Below are 15,659 nucleotides of genomic sequence, written 5' to 3'. Positions count from 1 at the left end.
GGGGGGCACCCGCGCGACGGGTCAGGTTCAGTTGATCTTGCAGGTGATCGACTCCGGAAATAGGCACTTGTCGCCCGGCGCGGTGAAGGCAACGCGCTTGACCTGCATGGTCGCAGGCTCGCCGCCATAGGCGAACTTGCCCATCCAGCCGCTCAGAGTGTCGCTGCCCCACAGGCTGAAGAAGATCTTCTGGGCGTTCGACGGTATCTTCGAAGGGTCCGTTACTTCCTGAACGAGCTTGCCGTTCACGTAGTAGCGCAGGCGATCCTTCTCCCATATGAAGGCATAGTCGTTGAAGCCCTGATCGGCGCCGCCGGTAACGGGCGTCAGTTTCTCATTGCCGCCCTTGGCAGAGATGTACTGATTGAGCTGAACTTGACCGGGATTCTTGCCGAGCACTTCGAAATCGATCTCGTCATGCGGCTTCTTGTCGGTCGGGCCGATATAGGTGAAGAAGGCGGAGTTCAGGCCGGACCCGGTGGCCGCGCGGTAGCGCGCTTCATAAGTGCCGTAGCCGTAACGCTTGATCGTCTGGATTTCGCCGCAGGCGTAGTCGCGTTCGCCAAGCTTGGACTGGACGAATTGCAGTTGCAGCATTCCATCCTTGACGCTCACCTGCTTTTTCGACCAGGTGCAATTCTGGTGCGGCCCGTTGTTCCAGCCGTCGGAAACATACCAGCGACCGGTATCGATACGCTCGAAATTGTCGACGAAGGATGTGCCCGACTGCTGGGCGTCCTCGGCAGATGCTGCCTGCGGCAGAAAACATGCGCTCATCAGAGCGATTGAGACAAGACCAAATCCTTGCACGCAACTTTTCTTCGAGATCGTCATGACGTCACCTTTGCTCGCAACGCAGGCGCCGGTCCTCGGCGATGCGGCTCTGGACAGCAGGGATTCCCGGCCCGTGGGCGCGCCCGGCTGCCAGTCAGCAGATTGTGGAGGCTCGGCAGGGCGTTACGCGCCATGCCATTGGTAAAAGGCAGCATGAAAAGAGCGAGAGCGGCTGCCAGACGATAGAAAGCCGGACAGAGATCACTGCCGCTGCGGTTCCACAGAAGAGATGGTAGGATAACCGTCTTTGTCTTCCGGCGAATAATCTTTGCGTCGTCCGGGGAGGCCATTCCATGGGGAAATAAGAGATATCCGGAAATCGCGCTCAGGCATGGAACGCCGACGCGAAACAGGCTGTCGCGCAGAAACGCACGCAGCCAGTCAAAAAAGCCATAAGCGCCCTTGAACGGGCTCGTATACGTATCGAACGGCATATGGACAGAAACAATGCCCGAGATGAGCACGATACGCATGAGGTTAATCCGCGAAGACACGTTGGCAGTCACATTCACGATGTCTGTCACCCCTTCTTCGGGCCGCGCCCCCTCGCAGCCATTTCAAACAGAGCAGAGCTCGCATTGGTAACCTAGGGCGCTCTTCGGAAAGGGAATATGGCAGTGCAGCAAAAATGAACGAAAAGCGGCATTCCCAGATGGCGTGCAAATCTGGTTCGAGGCGGCTCAAAACGCGAACCAATCGATTTAGACCCGGAAAACACCCTGATCCGAAATGTATTTTAGAGAAATTTAATATAAAATGCCGGCTTTGTGCGAAGCACATTAATCATGCGGATTTTTTTGCTGGAGAGTGAAGATTTTTTGCACCGCGGCAGAATTTCAGAAGCGAAGCATGACCAAAATGCGACAGAACTTCAATCACTCTGAGAAAATTGGCGGACATGCTCCCTCTATGGCTGCAGCCATGTCCAATTGCAGAAAACGATAGCGATGGTGGGCCTCAGCGATGTCTCCCGATCCGGCGCGTCGTCCCTCCTTATCGACAAACTTCGACAAATCCCGGCGTCCGGCATTGCTCATTATCGAATGAACGCTACCTGTTGCGGTCGTGGTAAGGTCCATTGCCTGGCAAATTGCCGTTGAGAGGCAATCGAACGAGCCGAAAAAATGGCGGTGCCCGCAAGGGATAACACCGCAAGCCCCTGAATCGAAACGGTAAAGGCCGGAAAATGGCGTCCATCACGATTGTTATTCCGTTCTATCAGAAGCAAACGGGAGTTCTGCAGCGTGCTTTGAAGTCGATCTCGCGGCAGACATTTCAGGATTTCGATATCCTCATCGTCGACGATCAATCGCCGCTGCCGGCGGAAGGCGAACTGCAATCACTGAGCAGCGAAGAAAGACGGCGCATCCGGGTGATCCGTCAGGCCAATGCCGGACCAGGCGGGGCGCGCAACACAGGCCTTGATAATATACCCGCCGAAAGCAGGTTCGTGGCATTCCTGGATTCCGACGACGAATGGGCGCCGGAGCATCTCAGCAACGCCTATGGAACATTGACCCACTACGGCGCCGATTGCTACTGGGACTCCATCGACGGCGGCGAAGAGTTCTATTACCATTTCAGCATCGCGGAACTTGGGAAAACCGCCGAGACGATGCGATTGTCGGATAGGCCCGCGGTCGTCGAAATCCCCAATATGGCCAGCGTCATGCTGCAGGACTGGAGTTTCCTTCACATGTCCTGCATGGTGATCGGACGGCCACTTTTCGAAAAGATCCGCTTCGAGCCGGCGTTGCGCCTGGCGGCGGAAGACGTCCTGTTCTTCTGCGATTGCATCCTTGCTGCCAAGCGCGTGCTTCTGTGCGAAAACGCCGGCGCATTGCGCGGTCAGGGCGTAAACATCTTTCACAGCATCGACAACGATTCCCCGCAATTCCTGCGCCAGCAATTCAACACATGGACGGCGCTCAATACGCTGGAGCAGAGATTTTCGCGCCGGCCGCAGGATGTCGAGTCCATTCGCCTCTATAAAAACCGTGCCCGCCAGCAGGCGCTCTGGAGCCAAGCGCGGCAAGTGCGGCGGCGGCGTATGCCGCAATTTGCCTTGCTGGCAAAATGGGCCTTGCGCGATCCTGCGATTTTACAAAGCGCCATGCAGCTTGCCGTGGGCAAACTCGCGCCCTAGTTTTTGCATCGCAGCATGGCTGCGCATGCCGCATCGAGGAGCCACGGCGTGCCCTGTTACTGTTTGGATCAGCAAGGAGTCCTGCATGAAGCCGTTCCACTGGGAATCCACCCATGGCAATTTCGGTGACGATCTCAATCTCTGGCTCTGGGATTTCCTACTTCCCGGCCTTCGCGATGTTCACAACGAGACAGTGCTGGTCGGCGTCGGAACCGTCCTCAATACGGAGATCCTGCCGGCGGAGGGCCGCAAGCTCGTCATCGGCAGCGGCTTCGGCTACGGCTCTCTTCCCGATATGCGCGACGGGTCGCAATGGGACATCCGCAGCGTGCGCGGCCCGTTGACGGCGGAAAAGGCGGGACTGCCGCCGGAAATGGGCATCGTCGATCCCGCCGTCCTCGTCACCGAGATGCCGGAATTCCAAAACGTTTCAAAAAACGGCAAGCGCACTTTCATTCCGCATTGGGAGTCGGCTGCCGTCGGCCTCTGGCCTGAAATCTGCAAGACAGTCGGCCTTTCCTATCTCGATCCACGCGGCGAAGCAAAGGCCGTGATCCGCGAGATTGCGGCTTCGGAGCTGATTGTCGCGGAATCCATGCATGGCGCTATCCTTGCCGACGCTTTCCGCGTTCCGTGGATTGCGGTCAGCTCTTCGCGCTCCATCAACAGCTTCAAATGGAATGACTGGGCACGCTCGCTCGGCGTCACCTATGCACCGAAGCACATCCCGGTTTCTACCCGTGCCGAGGCGATTGCCAAGGGTGCCAAATTCTGGGGCGTCGGCTTCGAACGCGACAAGCAGGCGGCAGGACCCGAACGGCACGGCGAAAATGTGATGGTCGCCGATCCCGAACAGACCACGCTCCGTGTCATGGCGAAACAGGCTCTTGCCGTGCCTTCTGCCCTTGCCCTTTGGCAGGCAAGCAAGGCCAAGCCGCAGCTGAGCAAGGACGGCACGTTTGCGTCATGCAAGGAACGCCTCCTGAACGCGATCGAAGGCGTGCGGCGCGATTACCTGTAGCCGGCGACAGGACTGACTATTCCGGAGCGGCCTGCAAGAGATAGCGCAGGCCGTTCGCTCCGGAATGCGCGATAGGCGCACCACCGCGCTTGCGGAAACGTTCCGTCTTGTCTGCCAGGATGCCGCCGGCTATCGCCGGAACGGCGAAAGGATGGGAAAGCGCATATGTCGCGGCAGACAGCAGCCCGGCCTGCGACTTGATATCGAGAAAATGCCGCAGCTCGTAGCGATCGCGAATATGCTGCTCATGGCGGCGGATCACGGCAGCATCCGCAGGCGAAAGGCCGCCCTTTGCGAGGATCGTCCGGTCGGCTTGGTAGAGCCGCTGCAAATCCTCGGTTCTGTGCCGGCCGCTCAGGGAATCGCTGCGCACGACCGCACCGTAACCGCAGCTATGGATGATCTTGTAGCGCGCGCCCTTGGCAAGCGCGCGGACATAAAGATCGTAGTCTTCCCCGAGGCGCAGCGTTTCATTATAGCGCAGACCGTGCGCATCCAGGAACGAACGGCGCATCAAAGGCTTCAGAAAGCCGATTTCGCCGCGGCGCACCCCCCGCTTGGAGATATTGCCCTCGACGAAAGCGACGAGATCGAGAAAGCGGGGCTTCGCGTCGAAATGATCGAGCCTCGTATGCGCATCCGTGACCGTATCGGCGCTGACGAAGGCGATGTTGTCGGCCGCGAAATCCCAATCGTCATCGGTAAGCAGCGAGCCAAAACGCCCGGGAAAGAAGAAATCGTCGGCGTCGAGAATGCCGATCAAAGGGGCTTTGGATATCTCGATGGCGTGATTGCGCGCGGCGGCAGGACCGCGATTCTTCTTGAATTCCTGGATCATCAGCCTGCCGCTATCGTCATCGGCTTTGGCTGCGGCCAGCGCAGTCCCATCCGTGGAACCGTCGTCGATGACAACGACTTCCGCCACCTCGGGTTCCCGGAGGGCCGAGGATACCGCCAGTTCAATGGTGTCGCTTGCATTCTTCGCGGCAATGATTACGCAGACGGCTTTTTCTGCACTGTCGGTCACGTCAGCCTCCAATGGTTCTGCCGGAGACTTAGGACATGCCACCGATCCGGCAACCGCCGGAGCATCAAAAGATATTCAGGCGACAGGCGTCAGGGTTTGAACGGCTCTGAGCGCTTGAGATTGGGTGCGGACAACCCGCCAACCTTGGTATCCTGCTGGCTAGACACCGGCGCTTTGTCTTCGCCCGACAGGGCATCGCTCGCCTTTTGCTCTTTCCACACAAGATAGAGCACACCTAGAAAATACCCGACCTGCAGCAGGACGGCGCAAGCTGCTGTTTCGATCAAAGTGGTCCAGAGGGAGTTCGTCAGAAAATATGTCGCTATGGCAAATACGACCAGCGTGCCCAGCATGCTGATGAAAACGCGCGGCGCAAACATAATCTTACCTCGCCCGCTCAGGCGTCGAATAAAAAGCGATCAAGGTCTTTCCTCCCTTATCAGACCTGAAACCTAAATATATTTTATGATTCATTGAGATTCAACCAAGTTACGATGATCCGTTGTGAATTGAGACAATCCTAACGCCGCGCACGTTAAAACTACACCTCGATTATAATTACAATTGAATTTGTTCATCTTTCTCTTTGCAATCATGCGGGGATCGATCGGCAACATGCAATCAAGACGAAGTGCCAGGCCGACTGCGCCCGCCCGCCTTTCTCATCAATTCGATCAACTTTTATTACAAAGTCCTGGGAAAGCCCGCCTCAGTATGTGCGCCGCAATATGGTGCTGCGGTGCAATATAACCATCGAAGAAATCAAGACGGCATTAAGATGGCATATAGCTAATGGGCGGACAATCGGAGGCTATCGAAGCCAATGATAATGAACAACTTACGTTTCACCGCCTGTAATGTCCTTACAAATCGTCCGCCATGGCGCATCAGAGCTATCAACCCTGCCATTATACGAAGCCTGATACAGTACAACCTATCTTTAACTGATCACTGATTTAAACAAAGCCACCACAGATGTGGTAGAATTATACCGCCATGCCATATCGCTACAAAAGTTTGGCTTAAAAAGTCCAATTCCCAACCTACACTCCGATCATCGCGGCACTAGTTACGCGTCCGAGAATTTCCGACCAATCGTCAACATGAATGGAGTTTTCTCTATGAAGTCTGCGACGAGATCGGCCACATCGGCTTTTTTCAGCGCCGCGGAAAGCGACGTCTTTCCGCCCACTGGTGGAATATTGAAACGTGTGTTCGACGTTTCCACCGCAATGATCGCCCTGATGCTCATCAGCCCGCTCTTTCTGCTGCTGATGCTGCTGGTGAAGCTTTCGGACCACGGTCCCGCCTTCTACGGCCATCGGCGCATCGGCCATAACGGCAAGAGCTTCCGCTGCTTGAAGTTCCGCACCATGGTCGTCGACGGCGACAAGGTTCTGCATGCTTATCTGCAGGCCAATCCGAAGGCGATGGAAGAGTGGCGCGCGACCCGCAAGCTGCAGAACGATCCACGCGTCACCGCCGTTGGGGCCGTGCTGCGCAAGCTCAGCCTGGATGAGCTGCCGCAGTTGATCAACATCATCCGCGGCGAAATGAGCGTCGTCGGCCCCCGCCCAGTCGTCGAAGACGAGCTCGAGCGCTATGACACCGCAGCAATCTATTACCTGCAGTCCCGTCCCGGCCTGACCGGTCTCTGGCAGGTCAGCGGCCGCAACGACGTCTCCTATGAAAGCCGTGTCGCCTTCGACACGCATTATGTGAAGAACTGGTCGCTCAGCAGCGACATGGTGATCATCGCCAAAACCATTCCTGCAGTCTGCCTCTCACGCGGCAGCTATTGATGATGACCGACAGGTACCGCGGGATGTCTCCTGCGGTGTCCCGCGTCTCGCGGGCTGTCAACCAGTAACAGGGAAGATCCTGCATGATTGAATTTCGGCCTTCCAAGAGGCTTGCTCGCGTCAATACGTCTCTTCGACGCGCAACTTTCGTCGCCATTAGCCTTTGCGCAGCGTCCTTTTCGGCCCATGCCGACAATCTGCCCGGATATCATCTCGGAGTCATGGACAAGCTGCATGTGCGCGTCGCCGAATGGCAGACCGCCGAGGGCACTATCCGCGACTGGTCGGTGGTTTCGGGCGACTATACGGTCGGACCGTCCGGCTCGATTTCCGTTCCCTTCATCGGCGACATGCCTGCCATCGGCAAGACCACGGATCAGATCGCCGAGGCGATCGGCCTCGGACTCCAAAAGCAGTTCGGCCTGCGCGATCGGCCTTCGGCATCCGTCGAAATGTCGCAGTTTCGGCCGATCTACCTTTCCGGAGAAGTCCAGAACCCCGGTGAATATCCGTTCGTGCCCAACCTGACCGTGATCAAGGCCATAAGCCTCGGCGGCGGCATGCGGCGCGCCGACGCCGGACAACGCTTTGCACGCGATTTCATCAACGCCAAGGGCGATGCCGTCGTCTACATGGCGGAGCGCGGCCGCCTGTTGATGCGCAAGGCACGTCTGCTGGCCGAATTGGCCGGCAAGGACGAGATCGCGGTTCCGGCGGAGCTCAAGCAGCTGCCTCATACGGCGGATCTGCTGGCGAGCGAGAAGGCCCTGATGGATACGCGCAGCCAGCGCCTGAAGACGCAACTGCAATCCCTGGAAGATTTGAAAACGCTTCTGCAGAACGAAGTCGAGGCTCTTTCGAAGAAGAACGAAACGCAGAGCCGTCAGCTTGATTTGGCCAAAGCCGACCGCGACAAGGTCGAAAGCCTGGCGGAGCGGGGGCTGGAGCTTGCCTCTCGCCGGATCTCCGCCGAGCAGCGCGCTTCCGATCTGGAAGCGACCCTGCTGGATACGGAAACCGCGTCGCTGAAAGCCAAGCAGGACATCAACAAGGCCAATCAGGACGAGATTACCTTGCACAATGACTGGCAGAGTTCGTTGGCCCAGGACATGCAGGATACCGACACGCAGCTGGAAACGCTGCAGCTCAAACTGTCGACCAGCCAATCCCTCATGCAGGAAGCCGTAGCTCAATCGGCTGACGCCAGCCACCTCGATCCCAGCGGACAGGGTGTGAGCATCTCCTACACGATCATTCGTGACGACAACGGCCAATCGAAGGAAATCCAGGCTCAGGAGAATACGCAGGTATTGCCCGGTGACCTGATCAAGGTCAGCACCGGTCTTGCCATACGATAAGGAAAGTCGATGCGGATAGCCAAATCGATCTTTGTCCGTCCAGGCAGCAACGCCACCTACGGCATGGTGGCGATTGCGCTGTCCTTCTTCGTCTTTGCCTATTCCTCCCGCTTCGGTCAGCCTTCGATCCTGCTCTACTATGCGCTGTGGTTTCCGCTGGTGCTGATCGACTACCGCAATGTGCTCGGCAGCTATCATCGGCAGCTCTGGCTCTTTGCCTTCGGCGTCTTCACCTGCCTGTCGATCTTCTGGTCGGTCGTTCCCGCCGTCTCGGCACGCGCCGCGATCCAATATATGACGCACATATTCTGCGCCCTCGTCGCCATGCGGACGCTCGACATCCGCACACTCACGCGCGGCGCGATCGCGGGCACCGGCATCGTCCTTATCTTTTCGATATTGTTCGGCTACTATGCCTACGACCCGATCGACGGAACCTACAGTTTCGTCGGCGCCTTCGATTCCAAGAACCAGCTCGGCTTCTATGCGTCGCTCGGCATCTATTTCGCCTTCGCCGCCGTGTTCGTCCTCGGCGAGCGGCGGATCTGGATGCTGGGCGCGGGTTTTGCCGGCCTCCTGTCGGCCTATTGTCTGCTCGCATCTGCATCGGCGACATCGGTGCTGACGACGGGATTGGTCGTACTATTATGCGTCGGCCTGCGCGTCATCCTGTTCCTGTCGCCCAAGCAGCGCAAGACGCTGTTTGCGACCGTCGCCATCTCAGGCGTCGTCCTTGCCGTCGCCGGCACCTATCTCGGTGCCGTCGATCTCGTTCTCGGCGCATTCGGCAAGGATTCCACACTCACCGGGCGCACCTATCTTTGGCAGCAAGGCATCGCGGTGGCGCAGCAAAACCCATTCTTCGGAATGGGCTACCAGGCATTTTGGGTCCAGGGCTTCTCCGAGCCGGAGCGTCTGTGGGAAGAGTTTTACATCACCTCGCGCGCAGGCTTCCATTTCCACAACACCTATATCGAAACGACGGTGGAAACCGGCCTCATCGGCGTTTTCCTGCTCGCCTCGATCCTGCTGACGGCCGTCATCGGCCATATCGGCCGCTTCCTCAGCGACATCAGGAACGATGAATCCTATGTGCTCCTGGGCGTCGCAACCCTGCTGCTGATCCGGTCTTTCGTGGAGATCGATATTCTCAATCCGTACCATGTCGGCTCCTTCCTGTTTTATTTCACGGCGGGCAAGCTTTCCATGCGAATGCGCGCGCCAATGAAAGCGCCACGTCTGCCCGACGACCGGATGGAGTTTACGTCACCTGTAAACTGGGAGCCGCGGGCCGGCCGATGAAAACACTTTACGGCATCCAATATCTTCGCGCCTTTGCCGCCCTTGCGGTCGTGCTTTTTCACGCAGCCGAGCGCAGCGGCAGCCATTTTCGCATCGGAGCGGCCGGCGTCGACGTCTTCTTCGTCATCAGCGGCTTCATCATGTGGACCATGAGCGAACGCCGCCCGGTAACGCCGCTGCGCTTCGTGCTGGACCGCCTGCAACGCATTGCCCCGTCCTATTGGATCGTCACCGCCATCATGATCGTCGGCGCAGTTGTCGGCCTGTTTCCGAACATGAAGCTGACAGCAACCCACGTCCTCGGTTCACTGCTGTTCATTCCGGTCCGCTCGCCAAGCGCGGACAATGGCGAGATATGGCCGGTGCTGGTGCAGGGATGGACGCTGAATTTCGAGATGTTTTTCTATGTCGTCTTCGCGGCCTGCCTGTTCCTGCCGCGACGCTTTCGGCTGGCCAGCCTGATCGGCGTCTTCGTCGCCTTCGTCATAGCCGGCGCCGTCATCCATTCGCAGTCGCCGCTCGCCGTCACCTATACCAGACCGATCATTCTCGAATTCACGGCAGGCGCCGTTCTCGGACAGCTCTGGCTGAAAGGACAAATTCCCGGATTTGGGCTTGGTCTTGCCCTGATGGCGGCAGCGATTGCCGGTTTCACCGCTATCGAGATTCTCAGTCTCGAATTCAACGAAATAACCTGCGGCCCGCTCGCGATAGCGCTCGTTCTGGGCATGGTTTCGGTCGAGCGTAGCGGCAGGCTTCCGCAGATCGTGCCGCTTACCTATCTCGGCAATGCCTCCTATTCCATCTACCTATGGCATACGCTGGCAATCTCGGTGGTCGTGAAGCTCGCGACATCGACGCCGATTCCTTCCGATGTGGTGGCGTTTATCGGCGCAATAGCGGGAACCCTGCTCGGAATAGTCGCCTATGAGCTGGTCGAAAAACCGTTGCGCAATCTGTTGCGCAATTTCAGCTGGCGAAAGACTCGCCCATCGCCAGCATAAGAATGGAACCCGGCTTCGGGATGGAGCAGTTCCAGGAAAAGCGCGGTTTTCCGTCTGGAATTGCGTAAAAAAAGAGATAGAGCGGTTCAGAGATTCCCTGAAAAACTGAACCGCTCTGGGGGCTTCGATTTTACCCATGCCGCAGTCGCAAAACCGCGGCACATTTTTTGCGCGATATGCTTCAGGCTCGCCGCCGACGCAGCTGATCGAAATAGACGATCACGATGATCAGGACGCCGGTGATGATGCGTTGCCAGAAGGAATTGAGGTTCAAGAGATTGGCGCCATTGTTGATGGTCGCAAGGATGAATGCGCCGATCAGCGGGCCATAGACGGTGCCAACCGCACCGAACAGGCTGGTTCCGCCGATGACCGACGAGGCGATTGCCTGCAGCTCCCAGCCATCGGCCTGCGTGGCATTGCCGATGGCGATGCGCGATGCAAGGAGAACGCCGACGAAGGCAGCACATGTTCCCGATAGAATATAGGCGAGATAGATCATCCAGTTGACGTTGACGCCGGACAGGCGTGCAGCCTCGCGGTTTGAGCCGACGGCGAAGAGATAGCGGCCCCAGCGGCTCAGATGCAGGAAGATGACGGCCGGGATCGCCACCAGGATCACCATCCAGAACAGGCTCGGAATTCCAAGAAAATCCGACACGGCGAAATTGGTGAAATCGTCATTGACGATATTGATCGTCGAACCGTTGGTGATCAGGAGGCCGATGCCGCGAAGCGAGGTCAGCGTCGCCAGCGTGATGATGAAGGGCGGCAGGCCCATGCGCACGATGCCGAAGCCGTGAAACGCCCCGATCAGAACCCCGAATAAGAGAGTAATGAGGATGGCGGCCCAGACAGGAAAGCCGGCCTGGAGCAGCCATGCAATGATGACGGTGCAGAAGCCGACGATCGCGCCGACGGAAAGATCGATCCCCGCCGTAATGATGACGAAGGTCTGGCCAAGCGCGAGAATGGCCGTCATCGATCCCTGACGCATGAGATTGGTTATATTGAGCGGCGTCCAGAACTTGTCGGTCCAGAAGCCGAGCAGGACCCACAGCACCAGCAACAGCAGGATCAGCGTCAAACTGAAAAGGATGTTCATCTTGCGCCGCGGCGCAACGGTGGGGCCTTCTGTCGTGTTCGCGGCCATTCTTGTTCTCCCTCTTTCGACTTTTTATTGTTCAGACACCAATCGCCTCGCTGAGGACTTCCTCATGCGTGGCGGCGTGAAAATCATGGCTGGCGACCAGTTGGCCGTGGCGGAAAACATGCAGGCGATCGGCAAGCTCGTAGACCTCGGGCAGATAGGAGGAAATGACGATGATGCCGGCGCCGGCGCGAAGCAGCTTGGCGAACAACCGATAGATCTCCGCCTTCGTCCCGACATCGACACCGACGGTCGGCTCATCGAAGATGAAGAGCTTGGCGCCGTGGCTCAGCCATTTGCCGATCACCACCTTCTGCTGGTTGCCGCCGGACATGGCGGAAACCAGAACCCGCCTGCTCGGCGTCTTGATGCTGAGATCGCGGATCTGCTTGTCGGCGTTCGCAGCCTCGCTCTTGTTGTTGATGATCGGACCCCGGCTCAACCGCTTGAACACGGGCAGATTGATATTGAGCCCGATCGGCAGGTTGAGGCAGAGCCCTTGGTCGCGGCGGCTTTCGGGCGCAAGCGCAATGCCGAGCTCCATCGCATCGCGTTCGTTGCGGATATCGACCTTGCGTCCCTGCCAATGGATTTCCCCCGCCGAGATCGGCTGGCGACCATAAAGACCGAGCGCGAATTCGCTGCGCCCGGCCCCAATCAATCCATAGAGGCCGACGATTTCGCCGGCGCGGACGGTCAGCGAGACATTCTCGAAGCCCGGGCCGGAAAGACCCCGCGTTTCCAGAATGGTCGCGCCGATCGGGATCTCCTCCTTATGGTAGATCTGCTCGATGGAGCGATTGATCATCAGCTTGATCAGCTCGTCCTCATTGGTTTCCCCGATCGTGCGCGTGCCGACATGCGTGCCGTCGCGCAGCACGGAAACGCGATCCGCCAGCTCGAAGACCTCCTCCATGCGATGACTGATATAGACGATCGTCACCCCTTCGCTCTGCAGGCGGCGGATCAGCTTGAACAATTGTGCCGATTCCTTGCGCGTCAGATAGGCGGTCGGCTCATCGAAGATCAGGAATTGCGTGCCGCGCATTGCCGCTCTCGCGGTTGCGACGAGCTGCTGCTGGCCGATGGTGAGCGAGCTCAGGAGTTCTCCGGCCGGCAATCCGAAACCGAGATCGTCAAGCACGGTCTGCGCCATGGCGACCATCTGCTTCTTGCGCATAAGCCCGAAACGATTGACTTCATCACCGAGGAAAAGATTGGCCGCGACCGTCAGATGCGGACAAAGCACCACTTCCTGGTGCACGGCATTGATACCACGGGCAATCGCCTCATTGGGCGTTGCTAGCGCCACGGGATGACCGCACCATAAAATTTCGCCTGATGTCCTCGTGATGACACCGGTCAAAAGCTTGATAAGCGTCGATTTGCCGGCACCGTTTTCGCCCACGATCGCATGGATTTCACCCGCCAGAAACGTGATGGTCGCAGGTTTCAGCGCCTCGACAAAGCCATAGCGCTTCTGCAGTCCCTTAAGTTCAAGGATGGGCGAGCCGGCCGCGATACGGCTTGCTTCCGTCTTGACGGTGTCATCGTGCCGATGGCTGATTTCTTCAAGGCTCGTCATGAGGTCTCCTCGCTGTCGCATTGCCGCATGACCACTTCGGGCAGGCAGCCGGACGAAAGGCCGCGCCCGATCCCTCGGGCGCGGCCTCAAGCCTTACTTGACCTTCGGATTGATCAAGGCATCGATCTTTGGATCGCTCATATTCGCCTTGGTGACGAGGTTGGCGCCGGTATCGACATTCGCCGCGACCTTCTCCTTCTTGGAGGCGGCGAGCGCCGTCTTGATGCCGTCATAACCCATGCGATAAGGATCCTGAACGACGAGGCCGGCAAGAACACCCGACTTCAGGAAGCCGACTGTCTTGTCGTCATTGTCGAAGCCGATGACCTTGATCTTGTCGCCGAGCTTGTTTTCGGCAATCGCCTGGCCAACGCCCTGGGCCATGATCAGGTTGGAGGCGAAGACGCCGACGAGCTTCGGATTGGCCGTGATCAGGTCGGTCATGATGTTGAGGCCGGTGGTTGCCTGGCCGTCGGCATATTTGTCGGCGACGACCTTGAGGCCCGGATATTTGCTCTTGATCTCTTCCAGGAAGCCCTGACGGCGCTGGTCGAGAGAACCGACGCCCGGCAGGCTGGTGATGATGGCGACTTCACCTTCTTCCTTGCCGGTCATGCCCTTGATCGCCGCAGCAAGGCCATCAGCGGCGATACGGCCGCCCTGGACGTTGTCGGTGGTCAGGAACGAGACGAAGGCCTTGGAATCGGCGGCCGAGTCGATGCCGACCACGGGCACGGACTTGGCGGCTTCATCCACGGGCTTGCCGAGTGCTTTGCGTTCGGTCGGCGCGATCACGACCGCGGCCGGCTTGCCGGCAACGGCGTTTTCGAGAATGCTGATCTGGCCATTGATGTCGGATTCCGATTGTGCACCAAGCTCCGGCACCTTCACGCCGAGATCCTTGCCTGCCTGGCGTGCGCCGGCAAGAACGATCTGCCAGTAGAAAGATGTCGTATCCTTGACGATAATCGGGATGGTCACGTCGGCCGCGAAGGACTGCACCGGCATCGCCATTGCGATGACTGCAGCGCCGGCAAGGCCGGCAAAGGTGCGGCGGGACAGAAGTGACTTGGCAATTTTCATTTGCTTCTCCTCTCAACGCGCTCTGTTTTCCTGCACACCGGCCGCTGAACGCTTACGGCTCGGTATCGTGACGCCTTGAAGCGTCACGCATCGCGCGGCGGAAAGGCCACCGACGCCAAAACAGGCTTTCCTCCTCTTCGAATCCGCCTCTCCCGGCGGCTCGATAGCTCCGTATCTGCTAGACCCTGACCGCCTCGTCCCCCAAAGGAGGTGCAACCACAGTCAATTCCTCGAACTCCGCATAGAGGCTGTCGGGAAGCCTTGGCTCCACGAGCTGCATGTTGCGGTTAAGACTTTCCGGCTTCGCCGTGCCGATCAGCACCGAGGCCACGCAGGAACTGCGCAACGGGAACTGAAGGGCCGCCTGGGCGAGCGGTATGCCATGCTTGCGGGCGATTTCTTCCATTGCCCCCACCTTGGCGAGAATATCCGGCGTTGCCGGCAGATAGTCGAAATGCGCGCCGGGCACAGGCCCCGTTGCCAGAATGCCGGAATTGAAGACGCCGCCAACGACCAGCGACGTTCCCTTCTTTTCGCAAAGCGGCAGCAGCTCGGCAACGGCCGAACGGTCCAGTAGAGTATAGCGGCCCGCAAGCAGAATGCAGTCGATATCGGCCGCATGCATCACGTCCAGGCAGACGGGCACTTCGTTGACGCCGAGACCATAGGCCTTGATGACGCCTGATGATTTCAGCTGCTCCAGCGCCTTCAACCCCGAGCCCAGAAGCTGGCCGAGATAGCGCTCGTTCAGCGCTTTGCCGTGCGTATAGCCGCCAATATCGTGGACGTAGAGAATGTCGATGCGATTGAGCCCGAGACGGGCATAGCTGAACTCCACCGAGCGCATGATGCCGTCATAGGAATAATCATAATCGGCGTCGAAGGGCAGAGGATCGACATAGCCGTAATTCGGCACCTTGTCGGTCGGCACCGGACGCATGAGACGGCCGACCTTGGTCGAGAGCACATAGCTGTCATCCGGCTGATCGCGCAGGAAATCGCCGACGCGGCGCTCGCCGAGGCCTAAGCCATACCAGGGCGCGACATCGAAATAGCGGATACCGCCATCCCAGGCCGCTTGCAGGGTCGCCATCGCCTGGTCGCGCGGGCAGGTGCGGTAAAGACCGCCGAGCGCCGCAGCGCCGAAGCTGATCTCGGTGACCTCAAGCCCCGTCCTGCCGATTGTTCCTGTCTTCATCACCTCTCCCTTGTGATGACTGTCATTTCAAGTTCCGACGTATACGGCTCGACGGGGTCGCCATCGTCATGCTGCGCAGTGTCTACCGTTGGCGTGGGCAAAGGAACCGCGCCTTCGATCGACAATTGCACTTCTCCCGCAGGTTTCAA

Annotated in this window: 13 protein-coding genes and 1 pseudogene; 6 read left to right on the top strand and 8 right to left on the bottom strand. The window is 58.4% G+C overall.

Features of this window, described 5'->3' with window-relative positions; all coding sequences use genetic code 11:
• Positions 1 to 27 precede the first annotated feature (27 nt).
• Positions 28 to 834: an endo-1,3-1,4-beta-glycanase ExoK gene (gene exoK, locus Q4Q11_RS11690; protein ID WP_498569572.1), complete on the bottom strand. Its 807-nt coding sequence runs from the start codon at positions 832 to 834 to the stop codon at positions 28 to 30.
• 215 nt (positions 835 to 1,049) lie between these two features.
• Positions 1,050 to 1,307: pseudogene (locus tag Q4Q11_RS11685) on the bottom strand (acyltransferase family protein); the annotation flags it as partial.
• Positions 1,308 to 2,020: 713 nt separating this feature from the next.
• Here Q4Q11_RS11685 and Q4Q11_RS11680 point away from each other — a divergent pair.
• Entirely contained in the window at positions 2,021 to 2,980 is a 960-nt protein-coding gene (locus tag Q4Q11_RS11680) for a glycosyltransferase family 2 protein (protein WP_498569571.1), read from the top strand.
• 85 nt (positions 2,981 to 3,065) lie between these two features.
• On the top strand, positions 3,066 to 4,001 hold the full coding sequence (locus Q4Q11_RS11675; RefSeq protein ID WP_498569570.1) for a polysaccharide pyruvyl transferase family protein: 936 nt from the start codon (positions 3,066 to 3,068) through the stop codon (positions 3,999 to 4,001).
• 16 nt (positions 4,002 to 4,017) lie between these two features.
• Here the strand turns inward: Q4Q11_RS11675 and Q4Q11_RS11670 are convergent, their stop codons facing one another.
• Positions 4,018 to 5,028 (bottom strand): glycosyltransferase family 2 protein, encoded by a 1,011-nt coding sequence (locus tag Q4Q11_RS11670; RefSeq protein WP_498569569.1) that lies wholly within the window; start codon positions 5,026 to 5,028, stop codon positions 4,018 to 4,020.
• Positions 5,029 to 5,117: 89 nt separating this feature from the next.
• Positions 5,118 to 5,408, bottom strand: coding sequence for an exopolysaccharide production repressor protein (locus Q4Q11_RS11665; protein WP_498569568.1), 291 nt, complete (start codon positions 5,406 to 5,408; stop codon positions 5,118 to 5,120).
• 741 nt (positions 5,409 to 6,149) lie between these two features.
• Here Q4Q11_RS11665 and Q4Q11_RS11660 point away from each other — a divergent pair.
• The 4 genes from Q4Q11_RS11660 (at position 6,150) to Q4Q11_RS11645 (ending at position 10,494) form a co-directional block, all read left to right on the top strand.
• On the top strand, positions 6,150 to 6,830 hold the full coding sequence (locus Q4Q11_RS11660; RefSeq protein ID WP_112512877.1) for a sugar transferase: 681 nt from the start codon (positions 6,150 to 6,152) through the stop codon (positions 6,828 to 6,830).
• Positions 6,831 to 6,913: 83 nt separating this feature from the next.
• On the top strand, positions 6,914 to 8,188 hold the full coding sequence (locus tag Q4Q11_RS11655; protein ID WP_112512878.1) for a polysaccharide biosynthesis/export family protein: 1,275 nt from the start codon (positions 6,914 to 6,916) through the stop codon (positions 8,186 to 8,188).
• A gap of 9 nt (positions 8,189 to 8,197) precedes the next feature.
• Positions 8,198 to 9,490, top strand: a complete 1,293-nt coding sequence (locus Q4Q11_RS11650; RefSeq protein WP_112512879.1) for an O-antigen ligase family protein — start codon at positions 8,198 to 8,200, stop codon at positions 9,488 to 9,490.
• Positions 9,487 to 10,494 (top strand): acyltransferase family protein, encoded by a 1,008-nt coding sequence (locus Q4Q11_RS11645; protein ID WP_498569567.1) that lies wholly within the window; start codon positions 9,487 to 9,489, stop codon positions 10,492 to 10,494. Before Q4Q11_RS11650 ends, Q4Q11_RS11645 begins: the two co-directional genes overlap by 4 nt.
• A gap of 181 nt (positions 10,495 to 10,675) precedes the next feature.
• Here Q4Q11_RS11645 and Q4Q11_RS11640 read toward each other — a convergent pair whose 3' ends face one another.
• From Q4Q11_RS11640 to Q4Q11_RS11625, 4 genes are all read right to left on the bottom strand, one after another.
• Positions 10,676 to 11,647 carry an ABC transporter permease gene (locus Q4Q11_RS11640; protein WP_113215941.1) on the bottom strand — a complete coding sequence of 324 codons (972 nt, stop codon included), beginning with the start codon at positions 11,645 to 11,647 and terminating at the stop codon, positions 10,676 to 10,678.
• 31 nt (positions 11,648 to 11,678) lie between these two features.
• Complete coding sequence (locus Q4Q11_RS11635; RefSeq protein ID WP_112512882.1) at positions 11,679 to 13,229, bottom strand: sugar ABC transporter ATP-binding protein; 1,551 nt, start codon at positions 13,227 to 13,229, stop codon at positions 11,679 to 11,681.
• Between the two features lie 93 nt (positions 13,230 to 13,322).
• Entirely contained in the window at positions 13,323 to 14,312 is a 990-nt protein-coding gene (locus Q4Q11_RS11630) for an ABC transporter substrate-binding protein (RefSeq protein WP_112512883.1), read from the bottom strand.
• 178 nt (positions 14,313 to 14,490) lie between these two features.
• A complete protein-coding gene (locus tag Q4Q11_RS11625) occupies positions 14,491 to 15,510 on the bottom strand; it encodes an aldo/keto reductase (protein WP_498569566.1) in 1,020 nt (339 codons plus the stop codon).
• Between the last annotated feature and the right edge of the window lie 149 nt (positions 15,511 to 15,659).

This window comes from Rhizobium sp. UFLA01-1127, from assembly GCF_059803845.1.
The sequence above is the reverse complement of the archived record's forward strand: the minus strand, read 5'-3'. Positions and strand labels throughout refer to the sequence as shown.